The following is a 16,200-nucleotide window of genomic DNA, read 5'->3' as shown; positions in this document are numbered from 1 at the left end:
GTTAATTTGTATTTATAACGCATGACACACAATTGAGGTGAGCAATGAAAACAGTTTTAGTGATTGGATCTACAGGAAGTATGGGAAAAGCAGCACTAACAGGACTTTCTGAACATAAAGTAATTACGGCAAATCGTTCTGGAGAGGGCGCAGACCATGCCGTGGACATCACGAGCGAAACGTCTTTAAAGGCATTGTTCGAAACCATTGGCAAAGTTGATGCTGTAGTAAATACAGTGGGTTTTTGTGAGTATGCAACTTTTCACGAAATGACGGATCAACAATGGCGTGCAACGATTGATAGTAAGCTGATTGGTCAGATGAATGTCGTTCGTGTTGGTACTGAGTACGTCACCGATGGCGGTTCATTTACATTGATTTCAGGCATTTTGTCGGTTAAGCCTATTCCTTATGCGATTGCTGATGCGACAACAAGTGGTGCGATTGAAACTTTTGCAAAATGTGTCGCTTTTGAAATGCCTCGTGGTCTTCGCGTTAACGTTATTAACCCAACAGTTCTAGCAGAATCATGGGATGTTTATGGCGAAATGATGCCTGGCTTCCAGCCTGTGCCAAGCACACTGGTTGGTAAGGCTTTTCAGCGTTCAGTTGATGGCTTCATTTCTGGGCAAGTTCTAACAGTCGATGCATAATTAAGTAGATAGAGATCTTAATAATGTTACCGGAGGACTTATGGTAAATAGTGAAACGTTTGCAGGGTTTAAGTGGCTGAATGAGAGTCGAGCGGATGTTAAAAATGGCCGTTTAACTTTATTAGCACCACCAAAAAGCGACTTTTTTTATAACAACGACGCAGCATCAGAAACAGGCATTAGCCCAGAAAACCTAAGCAATGCACCTTTTTACTACACTGAGGTGTTAGGGGATTTTGTTTTAACGGTTAAGGTTTCTGTAGATTTTGTGGATACCTACGATGCGGCCGCTGTTATGGTAATGAAAAATGACCATACTTGGGTGAAGTCCTGTTTTGAAAAAACAGACTTTGGTACTCGTGCTGTTGTTAGTGTGGTGATGAACCAATTTACTGACGACGCAAACGGTAACGATATCGACTCTAATAGCGTTTGGCTAAAAGTAGTTCGAATTGGTCAATCTTTTGCTCTTCATTATTCCGTAGACGGCGAAGACTTCAATATGACGCGAGTCTTTACTTTACCTGTTGAAGAAACAGTGAAAGTGGGGTTTGTCGCTCAAGCCCCGGTTGGTAGTGGCGGCGAGCGTCATTTCGAGCATTTCACATTAGAGAAAAAGACGTTAGATAATATTCGTTTTGCTTAATCCGTAAGTAACATGTTTAAGCGTGATGAAAAGGCCATTTAGTTAATTTCTAAGTGGCTTTTTTCGTTGTTTCGGCAGTTTATGAAGCTGTTGAGTGAGTTTCAGAACAAGAATTTTTTTAATCTTCTAAGCATTGATTGTGTCTAGCGATAAGATCGGTGAAAATAGCGTCATTGAAAATTAACCTTCCAGCTTTGTGTCTTTCCTATTTTTTAATTAGGAGTCACCAGTCTGCGTTAAATTAGAAGATTCTATCCATGTCGAATAAAGAGTTACTTGAACAAGTTGAACAACGCCGCACTTTTGCGATTATTTCCCACCCCGACGCCGGTAAAACAACCATCACTGAGAAGCTTCTGTTGCTTGGCCAGCTTATTCAGACGGCTGGCTCTGTAAAAGGCCGCAAAGGTGATAAGCACGCTACGTCTGACTGGATGGCGATGGAGAAGCAGCGTGGTATCTCGATTACCTCTTCTGTGATGCAGTTCCCATACAAAGATCGTATCGTTAACTTGCTTGATACACCTGGGCACGAAGATTTCTCTGAAGACACTTATCGTACTCTTACTGCGGTTGACTCTGTATTGATGATTATCGACGGCGCAAAAGGTGTAGAAGATCGTACTATCAAGTTGATGGATGTTTGTCGTTTGCGCGATACGCCTATTTTGACCTTTATTAACAAGATGGATCGAGATATTCGCGATCCGATTGATTTGTTGGATGAAGTAGAGGAAGTGCTAAAAATCGCAGCGGCGCCTATTACTTGGCCGATTGGCATGAGCGATTTCTTTAAAGGTGTTTACAATCTTTATACCGATACGATTCATGTGTTTGTTCGTGGTCGTGGTCATACCTTAATGGACGATATTCGCATCGAGGGTTTACAGTCTGATGAAGCAAAAGAATTGCTTGGTGATGATTGGGAAGCTTATGTCGACGAAATTGAATTGGTTCGTGGTGCGAGCCATGAATTTGATCAAGAAGCGTATTTATCAGGTGAACTGACGCCAGTGTTCTTTGGTACGGCGCTTTCTAACTTTGGTGTTCGTGAAATGCTTGATGGCTTTGTGGATTGGGCTCCAGCTCCTATTGATCGCGAAACCAATAGTCGTAAAGTGGAAGCAAAGGAAGAAAAGTTTTCCGGCTTTATTTTTAAAATTCAGGCCAACATGGACCCTAAACATCGTGACCGTATTGCCTTTATGCGAGTGTGTTCAGGCACTTATAGTCGAGGCATGAAAATGCGTCATTGTCGCATTGGTAAAGATATTAAAGTGACGGATGCGGTGTCTTTTACCGCAGGTGATCGTGAAGGTGTTGAAGAGGCATTCTCTGGCGATATTATTGGTTTGCATAACCATGGCACAATTCAAATAGGTGATACCTTTACTGAAGGTGAGGATTTGAAATTCACCGGTATTCCTCACTTCGCTCCAGAATTGTTTCGCCGTGTACGCTTGAAAGATCCAATGAAAATGAAGGCTTTGCAAAAAGGTCTGCAGCAGCTTTCTGAGGAAGGTTCTACTCAGTTGTTTATGCCTCAACGAAACAACGAATTGATTGTTGGTGCGGTGGGTCAGTTGCAATATGAAGTGGTGGCTTACCGTTTAAAAGACGAGTACAAGGTCGAATGTATTTATGAGCCTGTAAACGTTAATACAGCACGTTGGGTTGAGTGTGATGACGCTAAGAAATTTGAAGAATTTAAGAATAAGTGTCGTGATAACTTAGCAATTGATGGCGGCGGTCATTTGACTTACTTGGCACCAACCCGTGTCAATTTGATGATGGCAGAAGAAAAATGGCCGCAAGTTCGATTTCGCTCAACTCGTGAACATTGATCAATACTTGACTAAATTACTCGGATAAGCGGATAATTCATTTATCGAAATGGTTTTAGTGGTATTGGAATGAGCATGGTTGAATCGATTGATCCTATTGAATTTACAGACGCAGCAGCTGCAAAGCTGCAATCGTTAATTGAAGAAGAAGAAAATGATCGACTCATGTTACGTGTGTATGTGACAGGTGGCGGTTGTTCCGGCTTTCAGTATGGTTTTACGTTTGATGAAGAACATCAAGAAGACGATACAGAGGTAAAGCGTAACGGAGTCACTTTGGTTGTTGATCCGTTAAGCTTCCAATATCTTGTTGGATCGGAAGTAGACTATAAAGAAAACTTAGAAGGTTCGCGCTTTGTTGTGAAAAATCCTAATGCCACGTCTACTTGTGGTTGTGGTGCGAGTTTTAGTGTTTAGCTCTCGGCCTTAAACGTTAATTAAGTTCGGCAATAAAAAATAAACCCTTCATGCGAATCGTATGAAGGGTTTTTTATTGTCGGTTTATTGCCAGTTAGGTGTTCTTTTCTGTTAGTTCTGTTTGCTTATATGGCCAGCGCATTTCAAAACGCGTACCGCCGTGTGCGGTTGGATGGCAACTGGCTTCGCCATTATGTGCTCTTGCAATAGCAGCAACCACTGCCAAACCTAAACCACTTCCTGTTACGTCATTGTCAGATGAGCGTCTGAAGGCAGTGAATACGTGTGGCGCTAGTGCTTCAGGAATGCCGGGGCCTTCATCTTCTACACATAATACGAGTGAATTTTGTATGCTTCGTGTTTGAATCTTAATGTGGCCAGATACAGCATGTTTGATGACATTGGTTAGTAGTGCAATGAGTGCTTGTCTGATTCTAACTGGGTCGCACAAAGTATTGTTTGCGGCTAAATCTAGTTCCACATCTTGTTGGGCTGTGGCTAGCGCGTCTTTCATGAATTCAACCACGGCCGTGATTTCCGTATTTAGATCAACATCTTGTATTCTCAAATTGAGATGTCCGCTTTCCTCTAAACTAACGACGCGTAAGTCTTCCACTAGATTTTTTAAACCATCTACTTGTACTAATAAGCTTCGAAATTGATGATTGTCAGGAGTAAATACGCCATCAAGCATGCCTTGTAAGCGGCCGTACAAAATCGTGACGGGCGTTCTCAATTCGTGGGCAATAGCCGCATTCCAGAACCTTTGCTCGTTGGTCATTCTTTCTAACTTTTCGGCGAGCAAATTAAAGTCACGAATCAGCTGGTTTGTTTCATTTGGCGCATTATGAAATGACGTGGCTCGTGCGGATAAATCTCCTTGTGCTAGAAGGCGAATGCCTTTGGTGACGGAGTTTAACGGAGAGACAATATGGCGTGCTAAGTTTATGGCCACAGTGACGGTTATTGTTAGCGCTATGATAATGGTTCCTGCAACCCAGATGAGTTCAGGGCCTTTAGGAATAATATTATCCTCAAAGATATAGTCTGGCCAAAATGCATCCATGAAGTAGTAAAAAAGATACGCAGTAAAGAATACAAGCAATATCGCAAGCAGGGTGATGGTGATCATTGAGGCTATTATTTTGCCGCTTAAGCCGACGATTTTCATTTTCGATCCCAAAAACGGTAACCAATTCCTCTGACGCCAGCAGGAATATCGTCGATGCCAACCTGTTCCAGTTTTTTTCGCAGTTTGCTGATATGGCTATCCACTGTGCGTTCTAATGTGTCGCCTTCAGGTAAACAGTTTTCTAATAGCTCTATTCGACTGAAGGCACGCTTTGGTGTGCGGGCCATGAGGGCTAATAGCTTGAATTCAGTCAGTGTTAGCATGACGTCGAGTTGTTCTGTTCCTTTTTCTACCGACACAGAATGGTTTTCTATGTCAATGTGTAATCTGTCCAGTTGAAGGGTACTTGTTTGCGGTAAAGGCTCTTGTGTCATTGTTCGGCGTAATACCGCTTGTGTTCGTGCGATTACTTCGGCGGGGTTAAAGGGTTTAACAACATAATCGTCTGCGCCGATACGCAGCCCCATAAGTTTATCAATGTCTTGATCCATGGCGGTTAGCATGATGACCGGTGTATTGCCACGATGACGGATCTCTGAAAGTACTCGCCAGCCGTCAAGTTTTGGCATCTGTACATCCAGTAAAACAATATCGGGCTTATGTTCTAAGTGAAGTTCCAGTGCTTGAAGGCCATTGGATGCATGTAACGTTCGCATGCCAGATTTCTCTAAATAGGCAATCAGAATTTCTGCAATATCAAGTTCATCTTCTGCAATCAGTACAGTGGCTTGGATATCAGTGCTTATTGCTGAACCTATCATCTCGTTATTCATAAAAAGTATTCATCTCCATCAAATCTACATGCATTCTCGGTCATAGCTCCATTGAGTAAAAGTAGAATTTAGATTATTCAATATTGGCTTGCCTTATAAGGTATAGGATTTTCGATGAAGTTTGACTTTAGTAGTACCCGCTATAGCATGATAGCAGCACTTGCTTTCGTGCTTGTTGCATGTGATCAACCTCAGTCTAATCAAGACGTATTGCTGTCCGAACCTTTAGTATCGGCGATTTCTTTAACGCCTGAAGCATTAACGGTGAGGGACACATTACCTGGCCGAGTCGCGCCGGTACGCGTTGCTGAAATTCGTGCTCAGATCAGTGGCATTGTACAAGAAAAGCTCTTTGATCAAGGTAGTGAGGTCAAAGCGGGTCAACCTTTATATCAGATTAACCCAGCGCCTTTTTTAGCCGAGGTTGATACGGCTACCGCTATTCTTAATCGTGCGGAAGTGGCATTAGCGCATACCCAAAAGCAATTAGTTCGATTGAACTCATTACTAAAATCCAATTCAATTAGTCGCCAAGCCTACGATGATGAGGTGTTTAAACGAGACCAAGCGTTGGCTGAAGTCGCACAAGCACGGGCGACGCTGGCACGTCGTAAACTTGATTTAGCATTTGCCACCGTGGAGGCGCCTATTTCTGGCCGTATTGATCAGACCTTGGTCTCGGAAGGGGCGTTAGTTAATAGCACAGACACCAGTCCAATGGCGCGAATTCAGCAAATTGATCAGGTTTACCTTGATTTGCGACGCCCTGCGTCTTCCCTTGAATCCTTACAAAAAGCGTTGACGAAGCAGGGAGCGGAAAATGGTTTGCCAGTATCCGTCTTGCGCTCTAACGGTGAGCCTTATGGCTTAAAAGGTCATATCGTATTTTCAGGTATTAGTGTCGACGCTGGCACGGGAGATGTGTTGTTGCGGGTGTTGATAGACAATCCAAATCAGCAGCTTTTACCGGGAATGTTTGTACAGGCCAAGGTGGATCGCAGTTATTACGACAAGGCCTTGATGTTACCTCAACAGGCTGTAGTCCGTTTTGAGGGGCAGTCGCAGGTGTGGATTATCGACGAGAATCGTCAGGTGCGTCTCATACCAGTCGAATTAGGCGAGTTGGTTGATAGATATTATCGCTTAAAGGTCGGTGTGAGGGCGGGTCAGAAGGTCGTTATCGAAGGAATGGAGCGACTGACGGATGGTACAGACGTTCGCGTGCAGGAATGGAAGTCGAATAGATCCTTCTCAGGCGTTGCCCACTAATTCTACAGGTTCTACTTGTTTTACAGGAAACGTATTTATGGCTCAGTTTTTTATTCTTCGCCCTGTATTTGCTTGGGTGCTTGCCTTATTTATTATTTTAGGCGGTGTATTGTCCATTCCACAACTACCGATCGCTCGTTATCCATCCATTGCTCCTCCGTCTGTCAGTATTACGGCGACTTATCCTGGCGCAAACCCCCAGACAATGAATGATGCCGTGTTGAGTTTGATTGAACGCGAATTGTCAGGCGTTAAGAATATGTTGTATTTCGAATCCTCAGCGGATGGCTCCGGATCTGCTTCTATTACGGTGACCTTTAAACCGGGAACGGATCCTAAGCTGGCTCAGGTTGATGTGCAAAACAAGATTAAAGCGGTTGAAGCACGTCTGCCTCAGGCCGTTCGTCAAAATGGCTTAAGTGTTGAATCGGCAACCTCGAGTTTCCTTATGATTGTTGGCCTTAAATCCGATGATGGGCGTTTTACCGAAACGTCGTTGAGTGACTATATGTCGCGTAATCTGTTGGAGGAGTTTCGTCGTATCGATGGTGTGGGTAATGTGCAGCTGTTTGGTTCTGAACAGGCAATGAGGGTCTGGGTAGAGCCAAATAAGTTGACGTCTTATGGTTTGACTATGGCAGATCTAACGACTGCTATTACTCAGCAAAATACACAAATTGCTCCTGGTAGTGTTGGTGCGTCGCCTTCAGTAATTGGACAGCGAGTTACTGTGCCGTTGACTGTTCAAGGGCAATTGAGCTCACCTGAAGAGTTTGCCAGTATTGTCGTGAGAGCTCGTACAGACGGTTCGAAAATTGTGTTGAGTGATGTCGCGAGAGTTGAGATAGGGGCCCAGTCTTACGGCTTTAGTAATCGTGAAAATGGCAAAGTAGCCACTTCGGCGGCTATTCAATTGGCTCCGGGGGCCAACGCTGTCAGCACGTCAAATAAGGTGCTGGCTCGTATGGAAGAGTTGGGGCGAACTATGCCAGCAGGTATGAGTTATTCCATCCCTTTTAATACGGCCCCTTTTGTCAAAGTGTCCATTGAAAAAGTGATTTATACCCTACTTGAGGCGATGATGTTGGTATTCCTAGTGATGTTTTTGTTCTTGCAGAACATTCGCTATACCTTGATTCCAGCCATTGTTGCGCCGATTGCTTTGTTGGGGGCTTTCTCAATTATGCTGTTGGCAGGCTTTTCGATCAACGTGTTAACGATGTTCGGCATGGTGTTGGCCATCGGTATTATTGTCGATGACGCGATCGTTGTGGTGGAGAATGTTGAGCGGATTATGGCGGGAGAGGGTTTGAGTCCGAAGGATGCGACAATTAAGGCGATGAAGCAGATAACGGGTGCGGTGGTCAGTATTACCTTGGTGTTGACTGCGGTATTTATTCCTATGGCTTTTGCTAGTGGCTCTGTGGGAGTGATTTATCAGCAGTTTTCCCTCTCTATGGCAGTGTCTATTTTGTTCTCTGCTTTTTTGGCTTTGACTTTGACGCCGGCGTTGTGTGCCACCTTGCTTAAACCTCACACTGGGCAAGCTCTTAAGAAAACTGGATTCTTTGGCTGGTTCAATCGAATGTTTGATGGCATGACGAAAGGCTATGTTTCTTGTGTCGGTAAGTTGCTGGCACGAATTGGGCGAATGATGATGATCTTTGTTGTTATCGTGGCTGTATTGATTCTCGCTTTACGACAGTTGCCAACATCATTCTTACCGGAAGAAGATCAAGGCTATTTCATGACGACCATTCAGTTGCCAGCGGATGCGACCACCGAACGCACGCTGGATGTGGTAGAAGTATTTGAAGAGTATATCGCTTCGCGTCCTGCCATTGCGTCTAATCTGTCTATTTTGGGTTTTGGTTTTTCGGGTTCAGGTTCGAATGCGGCGATGGCTTTTACTGTGCTAAAAGATTGGAAGGATAGGGAATATACCACGTTGCAAGAAGAGGTATCTCTTGCACAGCTGGCCATGGCTAATATTTCCGAAGGCTCGGTGATGAGTTTAATGCCTCCGGCTATCGATGAATTAGACACAAGTTCTGGCTTTTCTATGCGTTTGCAGGATCGCGCGAATCGAGGCTATGACGCGTTAAAAGAAGCGGAAACGAAACTGCTTGCGCTGGCTGCACAAAGTAAGATTGTGACTGGTGTCTATCCTGATGGTTTACCTTCTGGAGCAAGTATTAGATTGAATATTGATCGCCTTAAAGCTGAGGCGATGGGGGTGTCGTTTAACAGTATTAGTGACACGCTTTCCACCGCGATGGGATCAACTTATGTCGGTGATTTCCCTAATGCAGGACGTATGCAACAGGTTATTCTGCAAGCCGAGGCCTCAGCACGAATGCAGATTGAGGATGTGCTTAAGTTGTACGTACGCAATAGTAATGGCGGCATGGTTCCTTTATCGGAAGTTGTTACTCCGGTTTGGACAGAAACGCCTTTGCAGTTGACTCGTTATCAAGGTTTTCCTGCAATACGTATTTCTGGTACGGCAGCAGCGGGCTTTTCTAGCGGTGCTGCAATGCAAGAAATGGAGCGTTTGGTGGATCAATTGCCAGCAGGTTTTGCTGTAGCTTGGAGTGGGCAATCACTTCAAGAGCGTCAATCATCTTCTCAAGCGCCGTTGTTAATGGCGTTATCTATGTTGGTGGTATTTCTCGTATTGGCGGCACTTTATGAAAGCTGGTCTATCCCACTTTCCGTGATGTTGGTTGTGCCGCTTGGTTTACTTGGGGCGGTTATCGCTGTTTTGCTGCGAGATATGCCGAATGATGTTTTCTTTAAAGTCGGTATGATTACAGTGATTGGTCTTTCGGCTAAAAATGCGATCTTAATTGTTGAGTTCGCTAAGCAGTTGCGTGGGCAAGGGGAAGGGCTGGTTGAATCTGCCATGATTGCTGCTCGCCTTAGGTTGCGACCTATCTTGATGACATCACTCGCTTTTGGTTTGGGCGTTGTTCCCTTGGTGATCGCTTCCGGTGCTAGTGCTGAAACACAACATGCGATTGGTACGGGTGTGTTGGGTGGAATCATTAGCGCGACTGTGCTGGCCGTTTTCTTTGTACCTGTGTTTTTTGTCTTTGTGATGGGCTTGCAAGAGCGCATTAGTCGATGGCGAGCATCTCATTAATTCATTGTTAAGTTAGTCGATAAAAAATAAACCCTTCATGCGAATCGTATGAAGGGTTCTTTTATTGCTTAAAAATTGAGGCTAGGCCTTTGTATAAAGATTACTGGCTTGCCGGGCCCTTTCTTCTTCGGTAATTGGGTTGCCTTCAATGGGCGTATAATGACCAATAAACAGCAAGCCAATTTTACTGTCTCCCAAAACAACTGGCGTCAATGTGTTGTTTTTTGCTCTCCAAATCCTGAGGCCGAATGTTTGAGGTGAGAATGTATCTTCGCTCATTATTCGGCTTTGATTGATATGTACATAGAGTGGAGACAACTGGTCTGGTTCGCCATCTTGATCAAGCAATATGTGGTAATGAGTAACTTGTTGATCGAGAAAATCTGGCAAATAAGGGGTGCGTAAGACGGGGAGCCAGCTTTCTTTAGGGAATGTATGAAATAGGCTGGGGACTTCCGGAGATCCATTGTTTGGTGAAATTAAAAGTGTCATGTCGACTGGTATGCCGTAGGACGGTTTTACTGGAATATGAAATATAAGTTGTTTGGCCGGTGGGCGTTGAGGCACTTCTGGTACGAGATAGCCTGCTGTTTTTTGGTCTTGTTCACTTTTTACTGGTGGTACTTGTAGAGACAAAATCCAATCTTTTATGTCTAGATTCAATTCTTCAGGTGAGTGAACGTGTAGATTGCTCGTTAAAATATAGCTTAATGCATGCTCTATAAGGTTGGCGAAAACACTTGTTGATGCTGTAAGGGGCGTTTTGACTTGACTATTTAAATGTATTTCCTTTACTTGATGGGCCGCAGAACTTAAGTCGACAGAGTCTTTATGGTTGATTGTAGGGCGATATTTCGCTCTAGAAATCAACTTTTTTTCATTCGGCTGAGTACTGGCTCTATTGAGTGCCTCTATAAATAGCATGGTACGACTCCCTTGTTAGCTGTCAAAGGTATCGGCCGTAATTTTAAAGAGTTTAGAGATAGTCTGTTTTTTGTACAAAAAAGACTATCTCGAGCTTTTTTTTAACGAAGTAGATTAGATAGTTTTGGGTTTGGCTTCAAAGCGGCACGATAAAAAAGTGCGACTTTACCAATGGTTTGCACGGTTTCAGACTTCATTATTTTGTTGATTTCTTCAATCAGAGCATTGCGAACTTCACGGTCGGTAATGCTTAAGCGTATTTTAATCAGCTCGTGATCTTCAAGTGCACGGTCGATTTCGGTAAGAACGGTTTCTGTTAAACCGTTGCCCGCAATCATAACCACAGGATTAAGTGCGTGGCCGATTAGGCGATATTGCTTTTTTTGGGCGTTTGTAAGACTCATAGTAAAAATTTCTCATATTAGTTGACCCTCTTTATTGGAGGCTTTAGAGGTTAAGCGATATTATAGCGGAATATTGACTGATTTAGGTATGATGAAAACGTGGCAAGATCAAAAAGTAGTAATAATTGGATGAAGGAACATTTTGACGATCCGTATGTCAAAAAATCCCAACAAGATGGCTATCGCTCTAGAGCGAGTTATAAGCTGATAGAGATTAACGACAAGGACAAGTTGTTTAAGCCCGCGATGCGCGTTGTTGATCTTGGGGCAGCCCCTGGTGGCTGGTCTCAAGTGGCGGCAAAACTGGTGGGCGATAATGGGACGATTGTTGCTTCAGATATTTTGGAAATGGCCCCTTTGCCTGGGGTAAGTTTTGTCCAGGGTGATTTTACTGAGCAAGAAGTATATGAGGCAATTTTGTCTGAAATTGGAGATAAAAAAGCAGATCTTGTAATTTCAGATATGGCCCCCAATATGAGTGGTAACAGTTCTTCTGATCAGCCACAAGCTATGTATCTTGTAGAACTTGCCTTGGATATGGCGGCTCAAGTGTTACGTCCAGGCGGAAATTTTCTAGTGAAGGTGTTTCAGGGTGAGGGGTTTGAAGAATACCTCAAAACCATGCGGGTTCAATTTGAGTCTGTTGTGACACGTAAACCGGATGCATCGCGAGCAAGAAGTCGCGAAGTTTACTTATTAGGAAGACAATATAAAGGTTAATGGGATATGTTCTGGTATGATTGCCAGAGACATTTAAAATAACCGTTAAGAGGTGTGCTCTTGAACGATATGCTGAAAAATATACTGTTGTGGTTGGTGATAGCTGCTGTACTACTAACTGTGTTTAATAACTTTAATACGACACCTGACACGAATAGAATTTCGTATTCTGAGTTTGTGAAAGAGGTCCAAGATGGCCGCATAGCTAAAGTGGTTGTAGATAACTATACCATCAGTGGTAGCCGTACTAGCGGCGATACCTTTAATACTGTGCGTCCCGCGACAGGTGATCCAAAAATAATGGATGATTTGCTTCGCAATAACGTTGTTGTGGAAGGGCGTATGCCTGAGCAACAAAGTATTTGGACTCAGTTGCTAGTGGCTAGTTTTCCAATTCTTCTTATTCTTGCCATCTTCATGTTTTTCATGCGCCAAATGCAAGGCGGTGGCGGTGGCAAGGGCGGACCAATGTCTTTTGGTAAGTCAAAAGCTCGTCTTTTACCTGAAGATCAGATTAAAACAACGTTTGCAGATGTTGCGGGCTGTGATGAAGCGAAAGAAGATACTTCAGAGCTGGTGGATTTTCTGCGTGAGCCAAGTAAATTTCAGCGCCTAGGCGGTAAAATACCTCGTGGTATCTTGATGTGTGGGCCTCCAGGTACAGGTAAAACTTTGTTGGCTAAAGCAATTGCTGGTGAAGCAAAGGTGCCATTCTTTACTATTTCTGGTTCTGACTTTGTAGAAATGTTTGTTGGTGTTGGTGCGTCTCGTGTTCGTGACATGTTTGAACAAGCGAAAAAACACGCACCATGTATCATCTTTATCGATGAAATTGATGCTGTTGGTCGTAACCGTGGTTCCGGTATGGGCGGTGGTAACGATGAACGTGAGCAGACATTGAACCAGTTATTGGTTGAAATGGATGGTTTCGAAGGTAACGAAGGTATTATCGTTATTGCTGCGACAAACCGTCCAGATGTATTGGATCCAGCTTTGCTTCGTCCGGGTCGTTTTGACCGTCAGGTGCAGGTAGGCTTGCCAGATATTCGTGGCCGTGAGCAGATTCTAAAAGTGCATTTGCGTAAAGTGCCTTGTGATGATGATGTAGAGCCAAAAAACATTGCTCGTGGTACACCTGGTTTCTCTGGTGCTGATTTGGCGAACTTGGTTAACGAGGCAGCCTTGTTTGCCGCTCGTTCTAATCGCCGCTTGGTGAATATGGAGCAGTTAGAACTAGCGAAAGACAAAATCCTCATGGGCGCTGAGCGTAAAACCATGGTGATGAGTGATAAAGAAAAGCTTAATACTGCTTATCATGAAGCTGGCCACACTATTATTGGTTATTTGATGCCAGAACATGATCCTGTTTATAAGGTATCTATTATTCCTCGTGGTCGTGCATTGGGTGTCACTATGTATTTACCTGAAGAAGATAAATACAGTATTAGTAAACGAGGTCTTGAAAGTCAGGTTTGTAGTTTGTACGGCGGTCGTATTGCTGAAGAAATGATTCATGGTTTTGATGGTGTTTCGACCGGTGCCTCAAATGATATTGAGCGCGCAACCAGTATTGCTCGTAACATGGTTACTAAATGGGGTTTGTCTGAAAAGCTTGGCCCATTTGCCTATGAGGAAGATGATAATAATGGTGGCTACATTTCTGGGCCGACGGGAAGTAAAGCAAACTATTTTTCTCCTGAAACAGGTAAAGTTATAGATGCTGAAGTTCAAGATATTATTAGTCGTTGTTATGAAAAAGCGACAACTATCTTAGTTGAAAATCGTCCTAAGCTTGATGTTATGGCGGAAGCTTTGATGCAATATGAGACAATTGACGCTAAACAAATCAAAGAAATAATGGATGGCAAAAAGCCTTCTGCCCCTGAGGGGTGGTCTGATCCTGGTGCTAATACCCCGAAAGGTGATGATGCAGATAAGGTGAATGACGAGGTTGTTACTTCAGTGGATGCTAGTTCTTCAGAAGGTGATCTTGATTCAGCTTCTGGTACGGTTTCACCTAAGCCGACTAGCGAATAGCGTCGAAATGTTAATTCTTTGATATGGTTTTTTCATGTCGTTAATGCCTTTTGGGGACAAGTCGCTAGACTTGTCCCTTCCTCATGTTATGGGGATACTAAATGTTACGCCGGATTCGTTTTCTGATGGTGGCTCGTTTAACTCCTTAAATGCCGCTTTGCGTCAATCTGAAAAGATGATTCAAGAAGGGGCTAGTATTATTGATGTCGGCGGCGAGTCGACTCGTCCTGGTGCTGCTCCCGTTTCTATTCAGCAAGAGCTGGATCGTGTGTTACCTATAGTTGAAGCAATAAAAAAACGTTTTGATATTGTTGTGTCCGTAGATACCAGCACGACAGAGGTGATTCAGGGTGCGGCTGCATTGGGGATGGGCTTTATAAATGATGTTAGAGCACTTGAGCGTGAAGGGGCCTTGCAAGCTGCGGCTAAAACAAATTTGCCAATTTGCTTGATGCATATGAAAGGTATGCCACAAACAATGCAAGATGGACCTGATTATGTCTCGGTGGTTGATGATGTAATGAGTTACTTGATGTCTAGGGTTGTTGAGTGTGAATCGGTTGGTATTTCTCGGTCTCGCCTTATTTTGGATCCGGGTATTGGTTTTGGAAAAACTCTATCGCATAATTTATTGTTGCTGAAGCACTCGGAAGTATTTAAGAGTATGGGGTTCGAGGTTCTTATTGGTCTTTCGAGAAAGACTATGATAGGTGAGGCCTTAGGTTTGCCAGTCGAAGAGCGCTTATATGGCACTATGGGAGCAAATGCTTCTGCTTATTTGAAGGGTGCTCGAATTTTTAGAGTTCATGATGTTAGGTCGCATGTTGAAATGTTGGCGTTAATGTCTCGGATTGAGAGAGAGATTTAATGCGTAAATATTTTGGTACAGATGGAATTCGTGGAAAAGTCGGTACGACACCAATTACGCCAGAGTTTATGCTTAAGCTTGGTTGGGCGGCTGGTCAGGTTTTTAAGGAAAACGATAAGAAAATTCTGATAGGCAAGGATACTCGTATTTCTGGTTATATGTTTGAGTCTGCACTTGAGTCTGGCATTGTTGCGGCCGGTGCGGATGTGCGTTTGGTTGGTCCTATGCCAACGCCAGCGATTGCTTACTTGACTCGAACCTTTCGTGCTAGTGCTGGTATCGTTATTAGCGCATCTCATAATCCTTATACGGATAATGGTATTAAGTTTTTTTCTGCCGAAGGCGGCAAGATTTCTGATGAAATAGAAGAGCGAATTGAATATTTCCTTGAGCAGCCGATGGTGGTGGTTGAGTCCAGTCTGATCGGTCGAGCGAAACGTATTGATGATGCGGCAGGGCGTTACATTGAATATTGTAAAGGCACGTTTCCTATCGGTTTGCAGTTAAGTGGTCTGAAAATTGTCGTCGACTGTGCTGATGGTGCTACTTATCATGTTGCTCCTCGTGTGTTCTCTGAATTGGGTGCAGAAGTGGTTTCTATTGGTATTAATCCCGATGGTTTGAATATTAATGAGTTTAGTGGGGCAACCAAGCCTGAGTTATTACGCAAAAACGTCTTGGCTGAAGAGGCTGACCTTGGTATTGCTCTAGATGGTGATGGCGACCGTTTAATATTGGTAGATCGTCACGGTGTGGTGCGCGACGGAGATGATATTTTGTATATTATTGCTAATCACTTGATGCGTGCTGGGCGTTTTAGTGGCGGAGTTGTCGGAACTTTGATGAGTAACTTTGGTTTGGAGTTGGCGTTCTCTGAGACGGGTATTGGCTTTAGTCGTGCGGCGGTTGGAGATAGGTACGTTAATGAAAAATTGATGCAGCATGGGTGGGTGTTAGGTGGTGAGCCATCTGGACATATCGTGTGTCGCTCAATTACAACAACGGGCGATGGTATTGTTGCTGCGCTTCAAGTTCTTCGGGCTATGGTTGAAGAGGGTAAGGCGCTTGATGAGCTTTTGGTTGGCTTGGTTAAATTTCCTCAAAGACTAAAAAATATACGAGTGGCTAAGAGTTTTGTTCCAAATGAAGAGCCTGCTTTGCAAAAGGCGATTGCAGTGGCAAACGAACGTTTAAATGGTCTTGGTCGTGTATTGCTCAGGGCCTCTGGTACTGAACCTTTGATTCGAGTTATGGTTGAGGGGCGAGATAATGATACCGTGGATGAACTTGTTGAATATTTAGTTGAAGAAGTTAATTCTGTTGTTTTAGCTAAAGCGAATGCATAAAACGAATTTTATGTGTTGAATA

The 16,200-nt window shown here is 43.7% G+C and carries 14 protein-coding genes; 10 read left to right on the top strand and 4 right to left on the bottom strand.

The genetic code is table 11. From position 1 onward, the window contains the following. Positions 1–44: 44 nt before the first annotated feature. The 4 genes from ACO05V_RS19885 to erpA all read left to right on the top strand — a co-directional run bounded on the left by ACO05V_RS19885 (position 45) and on the right by erpA (position 3,560). A complete protein-coding gene (locus ACO05V_RS19885; protein WP_421855739.1) occupies positions 45–653 on the top strand; it encodes a short chain dehydrogenase in 609 nt (202 codons plus the stop codon). A 40-nt stretch (positions 654–693) separates the two neighbouring features. Next, a complete protein-coding gene (locus ACO05V_RS19880) occupies positions 694–1,299 on the top strand; it encodes a DUF1349 domain-containing protein (protein ID WP_421855737.1) in 606 nt (201 codons plus the stop codon). A gap of 257 nt (positions 1,300–1,556) precedes the next feature. Beyond that, positions 1,557–3,143, top strand: a complete 1,587-nt coding sequence (locus ACO05V_RS19875; RefSeq protein WP_421855735.1) for a peptide chain release factor 3 — start codon at positions 1,557–1,559, stop codon at positions 3,141–3,143. A 75-nt stretch (positions 3,144–3,218) separates the two neighbouring features. After that, positions 3,219–3,560, top strand: a complete 342-nt coding sequence (gene erpA, locus ACO05V_RS19870) for an iron-sulfur cluster insertion protein ErpA (RefSeq protein ID WP_421855733.1) — start codon at positions 3,219–3,221, stop codon at positions 3,558–3,560. A gap of 94 nt (positions 3,561–3,654) precedes the next feature. Here erpA and ACO05V_RS19865 read toward each other — a convergent pair whose 3' ends face one another. Both ACO05V_RS19865 and ACO05V_RS19860 read right to left on the bottom strand, forming a co-directional pair. Further along, the gene (locus ACO05V_RS19865; RefSeq protein ID WP_421855731.1) at positions 3,655–4,731 is read right to left on the bottom strand and encodes an ATP-binding protein; all 1,077 of its coding nucleotides are present in this window, start codon (positions 4,729–4,731) and stop codon (positions 3,655–3,657) included. Further along, positions 4,728–5,465 (bottom strand): response regulator, encoded by a 738-nt coding sequence (locus tag ACO05V_RS19860; RefSeq protein WP_421855729.1) that lies wholly within the window; start codon positions 5,463–5,465, stop codon positions 4,728–4,730. Before ACO05V_RS19860 ends, ACO05V_RS19865 begins: the two co-directional genes overlap by 4 nt. 114 nt (positions 5,466–5,579) lie before the next feature. On the opposite strand from ACO05V_RS19860, the gene ACO05V_RS19855 reads away from it, so the two are divergent. Together ACO05V_RS19855 and ACO05V_RS19850 are read left to right on the top strand one after the other, a co-directional pair. Further along, complete coding sequence (locus ACO05V_RS19855; protein WP_421855727.1) at positions 5,580–6,734, top strand: efflux RND transporter periplasmic adaptor subunit; 1,155 nt, start codon at positions 5,580–5,582, stop codon at positions 6,732–6,734. 37 nt (positions 6,735–6,771) lie between these two features. Further along, the gene (locus tag ACO05V_RS19850; RefSeq protein WP_421855725.1) at positions 6,772–9,879 is read left to right on the top strand and encodes a multidrug efflux RND transporter permease subunit; all 3,108 of its coding nucleotides are present in this window, start codon (positions 6,772–6,774) and stop codon (positions 9,877–9,879) included. Positions 9,880–9,960: 81 nt separating this feature from the next. On the opposite strand, the gene ACO05V_RS19845 is transcribed toward ACO05V_RS19850, so the two are convergent. Together ACO05V_RS19845 and ACO05V_RS19840 are read right to left on the bottom strand one after the other, a co-directional pair. Further along, positions 9,961–10,803 (bottom strand): hypothetical protein, encoded by an 843-nt coding sequence (locus ACO05V_RS19845; protein ID WP_421855723.1) that lies wholly within the window; start codon positions 10,801–10,803, stop codon positions 9,961–9,963. A 101-nt stretch (positions 10,804–10,904) separates the two neighbouring features. Beyond that, on the bottom strand, positions 10,905–11,207 hold the full coding sequence (locus ACO05V_RS19840) for a YhbY family RNA-binding protein (RefSeq protein WP_421855721.1): 303 nt from the start codon (positions 11,205–11,207) through the stop codon (positions 10,905–10,907). A gap of 99 nt (positions 11,208–11,306) precedes the next feature. Here ACO05V_RS19840 and rlmE point away from each other — a divergent pair, with 99 nt between their 5' ends. From rlmE to glmM, 4 genes are read left to right on the top strand one after another with little or no spacing between them, the layout of a single operon-like run. Continuing rightward, positions 11,307–11,927: a 23S rRNA (uridine(2552)-2'-O)-methyltransferase RlmE gene (gene rlmE / locus ACO05V_RS19835; protein ID WP_421855719.1), complete on the top strand. Its 621-nt coding sequence runs from the start codon at positions 11,307–11,309 to the stop codon at positions 11,925–11,927. Between the two features lie 60 nt (positions 11,928–11,987). Beyond that, entirely contained in the window at positions 11,988–13,964 is a 1,977-nt protein-coding gene (ftsH, locus tag ACO05V_RS19830; RefSeq protein ID WP_421855717.1) for an ATP-dependent zinc metalloprotease FtsH, read from the top strand. Positions 13,965–13,998: 34 nt separating this feature from the next. Further along, entirely contained in the window at positions 13,999–14,832 is an 834-nt protein-coding gene (gene folP, locus ACO05V_RS19825) for a dihydropteroate synthase (RefSeq protein ID WP_421855715.1), read from the top strand. Then, on the top strand, positions 14,832–16,178 hold the full coding sequence (glmM, locus tag ACO05V_RS19820; RefSeq protein WP_421855713.1) for a phosphoglucosamine mutase: 1,347 nt from the start codon (positions 14,832–14,834) through the stop codon (positions 16,176–16,178). The genes folP and glmM overlap by 1 nt, the downstream gene beginning before the upstream one ends. The last annotated feature ends 22 nt before the right edge of the window (positions 16,179–16,200 follow it).

The sequence above is a fragment of the Marinomonas sp. genome, from assembly GCF_965225885.1.
Taxonomy (GTDB): domain Bacteria; phylum Pseudomonadota; class Gammaproteobacteria; order Pseudomonadales; family Marinomonadaceae; genus Marinomonas.
This window is presented reverse-complemented; position numbering and strand designations above follow the sequence as displayed.

Excerpts from the sequence above, each read along its gene's own strand:
- ACO05V_RS19885 (WP_421855739.1), top strand. The coding sequence starts at position 45 with ATGAAAACAGTTTTAGTGATTGGATCTACAGGAAGTATGGGAAAAGCA.
- ACO05V_RS19880 (WP_421855737.1), top strand. The coding sequence starts at position 694 with ATGGTAAATAGTGAAACGTTTGCAGGGTTTAAGTGGCTGAATGAGAGT.
- ACO05V_RS19875 (WP_421855735.1), top strand. The coding sequence starts at position 1,557 with ATGTCGAATAAAGAGTTACTTGAACAAGTTGAACAACGCCGCACTTTT.
- erpA (WP_421855733.1), top strand. The coding sequence starts at position 3,219 with ATGGTTGAATCGATTGATCCTATTGAATTTACAGACGCAGCAGCTGCA.
- ACO05V_RS19865 (WP_421855731.1), bottom strand. The coding sequence starts at position 4,731 with ATGAAAATCGTCGGCTTAAGCGGCAAAATAATAGCCTCAATGATCACC.
- ACO05V_RS19860 (WP_421855729.1), bottom strand. The coding sequence starts at position 5,465 with ATGAATAACGAGATGATAGGTTCAGCAATAAGCACTGATATCCAAGCC.
- ACO05V_RS19855 (WP_421855727.1), top strand. The coding sequence starts at position 5,580 with ATGAAGTTTGACTTTAGTAGTACCCGCTATAGCATGATAGCAGCACTT.
- ACO05V_RS19850 (WP_421855725.1), top strand. The coding sequence starts at position 6,772 with ATGGCTCAGTTTTTTATTCTTCGCCCTGTATTTGCTTGGGTGCTTGCC.
- ACO05V_RS19845 (WP_421855723.1), bottom strand. The coding sequence starts at position 10,803 with ATGCTATTTATAGAGGCACTCAATAGAGCCAGTACTCAGCCGAATGAA.
- ACO05V_RS19840 (WP_421855721.1), bottom strand. The coding sequence starts at position 11,207 with ATGAGTCTTACAAACGCCCAAAAAAAGCAATATCGCCTAATCGGCCAC.
- folP (WP_421855715.1), top strand. The coding sequence starts at position 13,999 with ATGTCGTTAATGCCTTTTGGGGACAAGTCGCTAGACTTGTCCCTTCCT.
- glmM (WP_421855713.1), top strand. The coding sequence starts at position 14,832 with ATGCGTAAATATTTTGGTACAGATGGAATTCGTGGAAAAGTCGGTACG.